Annotated in this window: 8 protein-coding genes; all 8 read left to right on the forward strand. The window is 58.0% G+C overall.

Features of this window, described 5'->3' with window-relative positions:
- The first annotated feature begins 19 nt into the window (after window positions 1-19).
- The 8 genes from SH410x_RS23175 (at window position 20) to SH410x_RS23210 (ending at window position 11,904) form a co-directional block, all read left to right on the forward strand.
- Window positions 20-280, forward strand: a complete 261-nt coding sequence (locus SH410x_RS23175; RefSeq protein WP_473671163.1) for a membrane or secreted protein — start codon at window positions 20-22, stop codon at window positions 278-280.
- A 334-nt stretch (window positions 281-614) separates the two neighbouring features.
- Entirely contained in the window at window positions 615-3,671 is a 3,057-nt protein-coding gene (locus SH410x_RS23180) for a zinc-dependent metalloprotease (RefSeq protein WP_473671165.1), read from the forward strand.
- A gap of 440 nt (window positions 3,672-4,111) precedes the next feature.
- Window positions 4,112-4,537, forward strand: a complete 426-nt coding sequence (locus SH410x_RS23185; protein WP_473671166.1) for a DoxX family protein — start codon at window positions 4,112-4,114, stop codon at window positions 4,535-4,537.
- 323 nt (window positions 4,538-4,860) lie between these two features.
- Window positions 4,861-6,168 carry a phosphoribosylamine--glycine ligase gene (gene purD, locus SH410x_RS23190; protein WP_473671167.1) on the forward strand — a complete coding sequence of 436 codons (1,308 nt, stop codon included), beginning with the start codon at window positions 4,861-4,863 and terminating at the stop codon, window positions 6,166-6,168.
- Window positions 6,169-6,316: 148 nt separating this feature from the next.
- On the forward strand, window positions 6,317-7,720 hold the full coding sequence (locus SH410x_RS23195) for a UTP--glucose-1-phosphate uridylyltransferase (RefSeq protein WP_473671169.1): 1,404 nt from the start codon (window positions 6,317-6,319) through the stop codon (window positions 7,718-7,720).
- A gap of 359 nt (window positions 7,721-8,079) precedes the next feature.
- Complete coding sequence (locus tag SH410x_RS23200; RefSeq protein ID WP_473671171.1) at window positions 8,080-9,696, forward strand: efflux RND transporter periplasmic adaptor subunit; 1,617 nt, start codon at window positions 8,080-8,082, stop codon at window positions 9,694-9,696.
- Window positions 9,693-10,556 (forward strand): ABC transporter ATP-binding protein, encoded by an 864-nt coding sequence (locus tag SH410x_RS23205; protein WP_473671173.1) that lies wholly within the window; start codon window positions 9,693-9,695, stop codon window positions 10,554-10,556. The genes SH410x_RS23200 and SH410x_RS23205 overlap by 4 nt, the downstream gene beginning before the upstream one ends.
- A 16-nt stretch (window positions 10,557-10,572) precedes the next feature.
- Entirely contained in the window at window positions 10,573-11,904 is a 1,332-nt protein-coding gene (locus tag SH410x_RS23210; protein WP_473677381.1) for an ABC transporter permease, read from the forward strand.
- Window positions 11,905-11,997: the final 93 nt, after the last annotated feature.

The raw sequence follows: 11,997 nt of genomic DNA on the forward strand, positions 1-11,997 counted from the left end.
TTCACGGATAGAAGATCCCATGCGCACCACGTTTTCCCTGGGGATCGCTTCGTGCCTCTTGCTTTCGCTGGTCGTCGCCGGATGTCGCAGCGGATCCTGCCTACCTCCCGCGGGTTCGCTCAACCAACAGAGAGCCGACGCGATCCTCCATGACCCGTTTCCGCTCGACGACATTGGACCGGATGACCACAGCGCCCGGCCGCTGAGCTATCAAAAGTCATTGCCCGAACCCGTCCGCGATCGCATCGTCGCTGATGCGATGCCGTGGCTGGGTCGGTAGCCCGCCGGCGACAGTGCCCGCTGGCGACAGTGTGCGCTGGCGACAGTGTGCGTTGGTGGCATGAAGACAGTCCGCCGGAGGTGAATTCCTTTGGCGGCGTAGCGAGCGTCCTCAAAATCGGGAATGCGATCGGGTCATTTCGCAGGGGGAGCCACTTCCAAAACCGCGTTCGCGGTGGCAATCTGTTTGCATGGGAGCGGTAATATCGGCTAAAACAGGTGGAATCGGCACCTCATGGCGACCCAAATTGCCAAGTTGTGACGTAGACTAGCGTATTGTCGCTCCTTCCTCCGCCGTTTCTGGCTCCCACCCCGGACCGATTGGACATTTTGGTATGACCCGAATTCGCCGGCGAATCACTCGTCTGTTTACCGTCCCTACCCTGGCTTTACTGACCGCAGCCCCCATCGCAGGGCTGGCGATCGCCACCCCATCGACGGTCCATGCCGCTGATTTGCCTGAGTTCTCGAAGATCTCCGAGGGATTCGAGAAGGTGGAGGTGTCCGATCAACAGACTGACAAAGGTCTGTTCAATATCTGGAAACGCGAGAAAGACTCGGCAGTGATCGGGGAATTGCCTAAAAACTTCAAAGGCAAGAGCTACTTTGTCGCCCTCACACTCAGCAGCGGTGACCGCTACGCTGGGTTACAGTCAGGCGACTGGGTCGTGCAATGGCGGCGATACGACGACCGCATCGCATTGATTGTCCCCAACCTCAATATCCGGGCCACGGGTGATGCCGAATCCAAGGCATCCGTGAAACGCCTGTTCACCGACACGGTCCTCTTGGACGTACCGATTCTCGCGATGGGCCCCGCCGGCGGTCCCGTGATCGACATGGATAGCCTGCTGATCGGCAACGCCAGCAAGTTCTTTGGCGGTGCAGTGCGGGTGACCAACCCACGACTGTACTCGATCGAGTCCTGCAAGGTGTTCCCTGAAAACGTAGAACTAGCGTTTGAAGTCGTCGGTTCGCGTGGTTTGCTGCAAACGCTCCACTATTCGTTCAGCGAAGTACCTAGCGCCAGTTCGGGATTCAAATCTCGCAAGGCGGACGAGCGGGTCGGATTCTTCACCACGTCGTTCTCGGACCTGAGTCTCTACGAGGACGATGAAACTCGCGTGCGATATATCAATCGCTGGAACCTGGAGAAACGCGACCCCAAACTCAAACTCAGCCCCCCCAAGGAACCGATCCGGTTCTACGTCGAGTACACCACGCCGGTCCGATACCGTCGCTGGATCAAAGCGGGGATCGCTTACTGGAACAAAGCGTTCGAAAAGGTCGGGATCGTTGACGCGATCGTGGTCGAATACCAGGACGCGGTCAGCAAGATCCATATGGAGAAGGATCCTGAAGACGTACGCTACAACTTCGTGCGCTGGCTCAACAACGACGTCGGCACCGCAATCGGCCCGAGTCGAGTGCATCCCGAGACAGGACAAATTCTCGATGCGGACATCATCCTGACCGACGGTTGGATCCGGCACTTCAATTTCAACTACGCTGACCTGATGCCCAACCTGGCGATGGAAGGGGTCAGTGCCGAAACGCTCGCGTGGCTGGGAACGCGACCCAACTGGGATCCACGCGTCCGCATGGGGGCCCCCGAAGACGTGCACTCGTTGCGTGCGAAATATGCTCGCCAAGCCGCATCACCGATGGCCGGATACATGATGGCCCAGGCGGATCCCGCCATGTTGGGAGACCAAGAGTACGATGGTCTGATCGGCCATGTCAGCCAAAAGAACGGTCTATGCATGGCCGCTACCGGCCGCAGCATGGATCTCGCGCTAGCTCGCATGGATTGGGCATTGTCGCTGCACGCTGACACCGAAGCGGAACAGGACAAAAAGCAGGCAGCGGAAAAGAAGAAAAAGGAAGACGCAGAAGCTGCCGAGAAGGCAAAATCTGAAAACGGCGAGACCAAGGACGACCCCGCCCAACCCGAGGCTGACAAGAAAGACGACGCCAAAGCTGACGACGAAAAAGAAGGCGAGAAAACACTCGACAAGAAAGACGTCGCAGAGACCGTCAAGAAGGACGAAGAAGAGATGCTCGACGGCATGCCGGAATGGTTCGTCGGCCCCTTGCTCGCCGATCTCGTCGCTCACGAAGTGGGTCACACTCTCGGCCTGCGTCACAACTTCAAAGCCTCCGCACTGCGAACGCTGGAGGAAGTCAACAGCAAAGAGGTCAAGGGCAAACTCCCCTTTGCGTCGTCGGTGATGGATTACAATCCGATCAACTACCGTTTTGAAACGGGAGATGTCCAAGGTGATTACACCATGATCGACATCGGCCCCTATGACTACTGGGCGATCGAGTACGGCTACACGATGAAGGATGCCGATCTCGAGAAAATCCTCAAACGTTGCGCCGAGCCTGAACTGCAGTACGCCACCGACGAGGACACCAGCGGCCCTGATCCGTACGCCCGTCGCTACGATTTTGCCAAAGATCCACTGGCTCACGCGACCGAGCAAATGAAACTCGTCAAACTGTATCGCGGCCGGCTGCTCGATAAGTTCGTCAAAGACGGTGACAGCTGGGCCAAGGCCCGCCGTGGATACGAACTCACCCTCGGACTGCAGATGCGAGCGGTCAGCATGATGGCGAACTGGGTCGGCGGTGCGTTCGTCAATCGCGACAAGAAAGGCGACCCGGGCAATCGAGTTCCCGTGGAAGTCGTGCCTGCCAAAGACCAACGTGATGCACTCATGTTCGTCATCGAGACGACGTTCCGTGACGATGCATACGGCCTCTCGCCGGTGATTCTCGAGCGGCTCGGAGTCGACAAATGGATCGACGGTGGACATAGCTCGGGAATGTCGGCCGAGGCGACCTGGCCGATCCATGATCGCGTGCTCGACATGCAAGCCTCAGCCCTCACTCTGCTGATGAACCCCACCACACTCCGCCGTGTTTACGACAACGAGATGCGACTGCGTGCGGAAACGGAAGCGTTGACGCTGCCAGAATTGCTCGGCAGCATCACCTCGGCGGTGTGGACCGAACTCGAGCAACCGTGCCCCGAAGGGCGGAATGATCGCAATCCGATGATTTCGTCACTGCGTCGCAACTTGCAACGCGAACACCTGCAGCGGCTCGTTGACCTGATCCTCGAGGATTCACCGAGCACGGCGGCATATAGCCCCATCACGAATCTTGCCCGCATGGAACTACGCGCTCTCGCCGCGTCGATGGAATCGACGATGAAGAAGTGCGAGGGCAAGATGGACGCCTACACACTCGCCCACCTGACCGAGAGCAAAGAGCGAATCACTCGCGCCCTCGAAGCTGGCTACACCTACGGTGGCAAGCAACAGGGAGCGGGCATGATGATGCTCCTTATGGGCCAACAAACCGCTGCCGGACAAAACGAGTAAGTAAATCGAGCACAGACTCGTATGCCCGGGGCACTGGTGAGACCACGAAATCTTGCCCGTCATTGATGATGACGGGCAAGATCAATGGCATCTAAGCACACCAGGGGAAATCAGCCGGCTGAACTCGTTCAGCCGCATGCCTGACCCGCCGCGTTTCGCCAACTCGTGCAGGGCGATGCCCAAGCGGTTCACTGGATTGACTTGATCGGATCTGCTTCGCAGCTAAAAAACCGTCCCGTCATACAGATTGTTGATGAGCTGGCGAGTTTGAATGAATTGCTGTTTCGCTCGCGAGAGCGTGCCGATTGACCGCGAGTTTTCTTGACCCGATTATCGGTTCCAACACAAACATGAATCCGGGTGACCGATCTCCAAGAATCAGACGCTTCGATCGTACCCTCGCCCCCCCCCCCAACCTTCCCTTCCTTGGATCAATCTCAATGCGACTTGGTACTCCCAAACAAATCGCCGTTGGCCTATTCGCTCTGCGTGTCATCTTTGGTTGCTTGATGCTGGTTCACGGCCTTCAGAAAGCAATGGGTTATTCAGCGATCTCCGATTCCTTTCCGGACCCGATCGGGGTTGGCAGCCAACTGAGTCTGTTGATGGCGATCGGAGCCGAAGTCGGCTGCTCGATCCTACTCATCCTGGGCCTCGGCACTCGACTGGCGGTCATTCCGCTCGCGTTCACGATGGTCATTGCGTTATTCGTCGTTCACGGGGCCGATCCCTGGAAAGTCAAAGAACTCGCGGCGAGCTATCTGGCGGTGTACGCAGTCATCTTTGTGACCGGGCCTGGTTGTATCTCAGTCGATGCGATACTGCTGGCGAGAAAAACGCAGGCCGCAGAGGCTGACTCGGCGTAGCGGCGGGTTATTCACCAATCGCAATTGCTTGCATGACTGGCAGCCCCTTTCGGCTGTCTACCGGTCCTCTCTCGACACGGGCCGGCGTCCCGTAGACGCGGGATAGGGCGAGCATCTCCCTATGGAGGCGAAATCGAGGTAGAATCCACCCCCGGGTCACTCGTCGCTCAGTGGCGAGCAAACCCGGCAGTCATTTCGACACAACAAAACGATCAAATAATCGTGGGAACGGGCAAATTGGCGGCGTACGTCTTTCCATTCTGCATTGGTTTCCTACTATCATCCGACCTTCCCCTCTTCGCTCCTTTCGCCCCCTCTGGTCCATGCCTTCTTTCAATGTTCTCATCGTCGGCAGCGGCGGTCGCGAGCACGCATTAGCCTGGAAAATCAATCAAAGCCCACGCGTTGATAAGGTGTTTGTCGCGCCTGGCAATGCCGGCACCGGGGTCGATGCGATCAATGTCGCGATCGCTCAAGACGATCACGAGGCATTGATTGCATTTGCTAAATCCAACAATGTTGGCCTCGTTGTGGTCGGCCCGGAGGCGCCGCTGGTCGCTGGCTTGGTCGACGACATGTTAGCGGCCGGGTTGAAGGCGTTCGGTCCATCCAAGGCAGCTGCCGAACTGGAAGGCAGCAAGGTCTTTTGCAAAAACCTGCTGCGTTCGGCGGATATTCCCACCGCAGACTACCGCACGTTTCGCTCAGCGGATGACGCCATGCGATACATCAAGGACCGCTACAGCGAGCCCAATGATCCCGTCAATGTGGTTGTGAAGGCGGACGGATTGGCTGCCGGGAAGGGAGTCGTTGTCTGTGCGACACGCAGCGAAGCGCTCGAAGCGATCGATCGGATCGCCGCCCGCAAAGAGTTCGGTGCCGCAGGCAAGGAACTGATCATCGAGGAACGATTGACCGGCCCTGAGGTCAGTGTCCTGGCGATCACCGACGGCGAAACAATCGTCACCCTCCCCACCGCTCAAGATCACAAACCGGCTCTCGACGGCGACCGCGGCCCCAACACCGGCGGCATGGGGGCCTACAGTCCCGCACCGGTACTCGACGAACAGACTCTCGCGGATGTGGAGTCCGGCATCCTCGTGCCGATCGTGCACGCCATGAAACGCGCCCGCCGTCCCTTCAAAGGCGTGCTGTACGCCGGATTGATGCTCACGCCGGCCGGCCCCAAAGTGCTCGAATTCAACGTTCGCTTTGGCGATCCAGAGTGCCAGCCGCTATTGATGAGACTGCAAACCGATATCGTCGATGTGATGCTAGCGACCGTGGAAGGACGATTGGGAGAGCTCGATGAACTGACGTTCGATCCACGCCCGGCCATCTGCGTCGTGATGGCCAGCGAAGGCTATCCCGCGTCCTACGAAAAGGGACACACGATCACAGGGATCGAGGCCGCCGACGAGCTGGAAGACGTCAAAGTGTTCCACGCCGGCACCAGCGTGGTCGATGGCAAGGTCGTCAACACGGGGGGACGAGTGCTCGGCGTTACCGCGATGGGCGATTCCATCAGTGCGGCCAAGTTACAGGCCTACAAAGCCGTGGCGAAAATTCGCTGGCAGGGTGCCTGGTGCCGCAAAGACATCAGCGACAAAGCCCTCGTGGTTGCGCGATAGGTTGCGTTCGAAAGCATTGTTCCATAGCGACCGTCGGCAGACGGTGGGAAACCGCATTCAGCTCGAAACCCACGCTCTGACGAGCGTAGGCTACCCATTTCAATTGTCCACGCTCTGGCGAGCATAGCTACCACCTACTGATTCTTCGATGACTAACACCCGCGACGAACTCACCGCCATTCTCGCTCCCTACGACCAGACGCAGGTCCTGCGTCATTGGGACGAGCTCGACTCCAGCGCTCGCGAACAACTCGCGGCGCAGATCCAGGCGGTCAACCTCGCCGAACTCGCACGCTTGGTCGGTGGCGATGAACAGTCCACCGACTACGCGAAAATGGCGCGTGGGGCGACGTTGCCGATGGCCGTATCCGCTGACGGCAGCGGTGTGTCGTGGTCTCCTGCGGAGGCTCGCCAGCGTGGCGAGGAATCGCTGCGTGCCGGTGAAATCGCCGTCATCCTCGTGGCGGGCGGTCAAGGCACACGACTCGGCTTTGATTCCCCCAAGGGCATGTTTCCCATCGGGCCGCTGAGCGAACGCACACTGTTTCAAATTTTTGCGGATCGTTTGATCGCGACCGGACGCCGTTACGGCGTGACCATTCCCTGGTACTTGATGACCAGCGAAGCGACCGATGCCCCCACGCGGGCCTACTTTGAGGAAAACGACAATCTCGGACTGGCGGCCGACCAGGTCGTGATTTTCAAGCAGGGCACGATGCCGGCGGTCGATGCGCAGACGGGAAAACTCCTGTTAGCCGAAAAAGACTCGCTCGCACTGAGCCCCGATGGACACGGCGGCACACTCACCGCCCTGGACCGCAATGGGTGCCTGGAACGCATGCAGGCCAGCGGACACCGGCATCTGTTCTACTTCCAGGTCGACAACCCGCTCGTCACGCTCTGCGATCCCGAATTTATCGGACATCACCTGCTCTCCGGCAGTGAGATGACGTCGCAGGTCATCCGCAAACGCTATCCCACGGAGAAAGTCGGCAACGTGGTCGAGGTGGACGGGCGAACACACGTCATCGAGTACAGCGATCTGCCTGACGAGGCAGCCGAGACGAGGGACGAAAAGGGCGGCTTGAAGCTGTGGGCGGGCAGCATTGCGGTGCACTTATTCGACGTCGCCTTTCTCGACCGCGAGCGAGGCAGCGACGCCGCATTGCCGTTTCACCGAGCCAGCAAGAAGGTTCCCTATCTCGACGAATCAGCCCAAACTGTACAGCCGAAAACTCCGAATGCGACCAAATTTGAGAAGTTCATCTTCGATTTATTGCCTGCGGCGGAGCGGACGATTATCTGCGAAGTCAAACCAGCCCAAGCGTTCGCGCCAGTCAAAAACGCCGACGGGGCGGAGACCGACACGCCATCCCTGGCACGTCAGGCGATGGTGGACCTGTACCGATCATGGATCGTGGAGGCGGGTGGAACAGTCGCCGATGGCGTGAAAGTTGAAATCAACGCGAAGTTTTCGCTCGATCCTGAGGAATTACGGGCTAAAATAGAACCGGGACTCCACGTTGGCTCGAATCAATACTTTGATGCCTAACGTTTTGTCTCAGACATCCACTCCTATCGCGGCCCCCATATTTTTGGCTGGTTGCGTCCTAGAACTGGGTCCGTTACCGCGTTAGCCAACGAGTACGGTCACCGGTTACCAAGCTGCTCGGCAGTGAATGCCGAGAGCAGACTTCAATGATTTTTTGGGCTGAGTTTTGTAGAAACCACCGATCGGTTTCCCGTTGACCGGGGTTTCATGGTTGCTCAGCGTTGTTTTTCCCGCGAATGGCCCCGTTGATAGCGCTCGTCCATGAGCGAGACTCACCCCTAAACCAGGGAAAGCCCTACCTAGAGAAAGCAAACACGCTTGCAGCCTCTGGCCCCCCTCCTCGCTCCCCCCGCCCCGCCATGTTCATCACTACTTCGAGTCGATGTCGTTCCGTCGCAACATCCCGTTGTGGAGGCGTGAAGATTATCCTGCTAGTCCTGCTAGCCATCACCGGTGGCGCGAGCTGGTACGCGTACGACGTGTATAAGGAGCGTAGCAAGCGGATTTCCCCCGACGACCTGCTCATCAGTGAGGTGATCCAGGGCCCCTTCGATCACACGATCGTTGAGCAGGGCGAGATCGAGAGCAGCAGTAACACCGAGGTGGTTTGCGAGATCGAGTCTCGCGGCAATTCCGGAACGGCCATTCTGTGGGTGATTGATGAGGGCACGCACGTTCGCGCGGGCGACAAACTCGTCGAACTCGACTCGTCGAACCTTGAGATTGAGTTGAAAGAGGATCGGATCGAAGTCATCACAGCCGAGGCGACCGTGGCAACGGCGGCAGCTCTTCTGGAGCAGGCGACGATTTCCCGAGAGGAATATCTCGAAGGTCTATTTCTGACCGAGGAGAAAGCGATTCTCAGTGAAATGGCGATCGCCGAACAAGAAATGCGAAAGGCACAATTGGCCCTTGAGAGCAGCGAGCGACTCGTCGCCAAAGGACTGGTCAATTCCTTGCAGCTCGAAGCCGACAAATTTGCCCTCGCCAATACCCGCAACCAACTCGATGGTGCCAAGGGCCGTTTACGCGTATTGCAGGATTTGACCAAACGCAAAATGCTGGTGCAGTTCAACAGTGATATCGAAGCGGCGAAAGCCGGATTGACGGCGGCCCGAGAGAAACTTTCGGAGGAACAGCAGGAATTCAAGCAGATTGAGCAACAGATCGCCAACTGCGTGATGGTCGCGCCGACCGAAGGTGTTGTCGTTCACGCCAACAAGCAGAGCCATCGAGGCGACTCGGAGTTTGTCGTCGAGGCGGGAGCTCTCGTCCGTGAGCGGCAAACACTCGTCCGGTTGCCCGATCCAAGTAAAATGCAAGTTCGCTGCAAGGTCAACGAGTCACGTATCACGCTGCTTCAAAAGGGCATGCCTGTCAAAATCCGCATCGATGCTCTGCCCAACCTGGTGCTCACCGGACATGTTGCGAAAGTCAATCGCTATGCCGAACCAGGCAGCTGGTTCAGTTCGTCGATCAAGGAGTACGGTGTCATTGTCGAGATTACCGATCCTCCCGAACACATTCGCACGGGGATGACCGCGGCAGTGGAAGTGTTCGTTGAACAGTTGCCCGACGCGACGCAGGTACCGATCCAAGCGGTCTATGAACACGACAAGAAGATGTTCGCCTTGATACAAACCGGTGAACAGGATTTCGAAACTCGCCAGGTGAAGATCTCCGCTACCAACGACACCATGGCCAGTATCACCGAAGGACTCGTTGCCGGTGATAAGGCGGTATTGAATCTTCGCGAGCATCTATCGTTGATGGATCTGCCCGAAGTCACTGCCGAGGACAACAGTGATATGATCAGAAAGATTCAGCCAGTCTCCACTGGCGATGCAGATTCCGCCGATCGGAAGGACGGGAGAGCTGACCAATCGGGTCCGCAGTCGACTCAGACATCCGGACGCGGCAAGGCGAAGAAAGCTGCGGAATTGACATCCGAAAAAACTGATCAACCGGCCGCATGAGAAACTTCCTGCAGCGTTTGGGTAAATCATCAACCTCGCGACCATCGCTCGAGACGCCGGGGGCAGCGCCTTACCAAACGTCCAAGCCAGCCCCCACGGCGAAACTCGCGACGCGGATCGATGGCTTGACGAAAGAGTATGTGCTCAAGAGCGAGACGGTTCGAGCTCTGCGGGGCGTGTCGTTTGATGTTCCGCAAGGCGACTACGTGGCCATCATGGGTCCGTCGGGTAGCGGCAAGAGTACGTTATTGAACATGCTCGGTTGCCTCGATCAACCCACCGCCGGCAGCCTCTTTCTCGGCGACGACAATATCAGTCTGATGTCTGACGATGAGCTCGCCGACATCCGCAGTCGCCGCATTGGATTTGTGTTCCAATCCTACAATTTAATTCAACAGCTCACCGTCGTTGAAAACATTCAAGTCCCGCTGTATTACCAGGGTCTGCTCGGTGCCAAAGAGTATGCCCGCGCCGTTGAATTGGCCGAACGGGTCGGACTGAGCGATCGACTCGATCACCGCCCCAATCAACTTTCCGGTGGACAGCAACAGCGCGTCGCCATCGCACGCAGTCTCGTTAACGATCCGTACTTCATTCTCGCCGACGAACCCACCGGGAACCTTGATAGTGTCACGACGGACGAGATCCTGGCAATCTTTGATCAACTCAATGGCGAAGGACGTACGATTATCCTGGTGACCCACGAGGACGATGTTGCCGAGCGTGCTCGCCGGATCGTACGACTGAAAGACGGCATGCTCCACAGTGACGAACCCGTCAGCGACGACCGACGGCAGGCCGCGCGGGAACTGCAAGCCGCCGCCGCACTCGCGGTGAAGAATAAGCAGGGACTCTCATGAAGGTGGTTCACCAATGTTGATATGGTTGCGAACGATCCGCATGGGCGTCAAGAGTCTGACGCTGCATCCGCTGCGCACCGGCCTGACCATGCTCGGCATCCTCATCGGCGTGTGGTCGGTGATTGTGTTGACCGCGATCAGTCAAGGAGCGAGCAACCAGGTGCAGAAGCAGATCGAGTCGCTCGGTGCGACCACGATCATTGTCCGCTCGGTGAAACCGCCCGAAGAGAAACTCGCGGGCTCGTCGGCGTCCAAGTATGGATTGTCACGCAACGAACTCGATCAGATTATTGCCACGTTGCCGATGATCGACCGAGCAGTGCCGATCCGCGAGATCAAACGCCAATTCACCCATGGGGATGCACTCATTTCGGGACGCCTGGTCGGATGCACGCCAGGATACCAAACCGTCAACCGGCTCGAGATACGGCGGCGTGGCGGCCGGTTCCTGTCCGATGCGGACGGCGCGAGAGCGGAGAATGTGTGCGTCATTGCATCGGGTATCGCCGAGGGGTTGTTCCCCTACGAAGATCCCGTGGGCAAGCGCATTTACGTTCCCGAACACACCGATTACTACCGCATCGTCGGTGTGCTTGAATCGCGTGGTGCATCGGCCGCAATCGGCGGTTCACTCGATTCTCAAGACTTCAATCGAGACGTCTACATCCCGATTGAAACCATGCAAAAGCGAATTGGCGACACGATCGTCACCCGCCGTAGCGGTCAGTTTCAAATCGAGATCATGGAACTCAACCAGATCACGATGCAGGTAGAGCGGGTCAGCCAAGTGCGACCGACGGCGAAGGTGATCGAGAACATTCTGGCGGCGAAGCACCGAGACGCGGGCGACATCGCCGTGGTCGTACCGCTTGAGCTACTCGAACAGGCTCGCAACCTGCGATTGATGTTTTTGGGGATTGGCGTTTTGATTGCGTGCATCTCACTTTTAGTGGGCGGCATCGGGATCATGAACATCATGCTGGCCAGTGTCACCGAACGGACCCGCGAGATCGGGATCCGCCGTGCCTTGGGCGCTCGCCGCCGCGATATTGTGCGACAGTTTTTGGTCGAAACCATTTTGCTGTCTTTCGCCGGTGCTGCACTGGGAATCGTTCTTGGGTTCCTCGGCCCGCCGATGTATCGCGGTGCGATCCTGCTCATTGCCAAGGGCTTCCCGGAGCAATTTGCGGTACTGCCCAGTGCGATTCGAGATTCTCAGCCCACAATCGTTTTGGAAACCATTCCGCTTGCCGTCGTGATCGCTGTTGCCGTGGGACTGGGCAGTGGCCTGTACCCCGCCATCCGCGCCGCCCGTATGAATCCCATCGACGCCCTCCGCCACGAGTAGCCTGCGGCCTGGCCGGTTCGTACAACTTCTTTTAACAGCGCGCAATCAGATTGCGCGCTCTCACTAAGGCTGTGGACAAAAGCCCCATCAGCC

The organism is Rhodopirellula sp. SH410 (genome assembly GCF_055811895.1).

Excerpts from the sequence above, each read along its gene's own strand:
- SH410x_RS23175 (WP_473671163.1), top strand. The coding sequence starts at position 20 with ATGCGCACCACGTTTTCCCTGGGGATCGCTTCGTGCCTCTTGCTTTCG.
- SH410x_RS23180 (WP_473671165.1), top strand. The coding sequence starts at position 615 with ATGACCCGAATTCGCCGGCGAATCACTCGTCTGTTTACCGTCCCTACC.
- SH410x_RS23185 (WP_473671166.1), top strand. The coding sequence starts at position 4,112 with ATGCGACTTGGTACTCCCAAACAAATCGCCGTTGGCCTATTCGCTCTG.
- purD (WP_473671167.1), top strand. The coding sequence starts at position 4,861 with ATGCCTTCTTTCAATGTTCTCATCGTCGGCAGCGGCGGTCGCGAGCAC.
- SH410x_RS23195 (WP_473671169.1), top strand. The coding sequence starts at position 6,317 with ATGACTAACACCCGCGACGAACTCACCGCCATTCTCGCTCCCTACGAC.
- SH410x_RS23200 (WP_473671171.1), top strand. The coding sequence starts at position 8,080 with ATGTTCATCACTACTTCGAGTCGATGTCGTTCCGTCGCAACATCCCGT.
- SH410x_RS23205 (WP_473671173.1), top strand. The coding sequence starts at position 9,693 with ATGAGAAACTTCCTGCAGCGTTTGGGTAAATCATCAACCTCGCGACCA.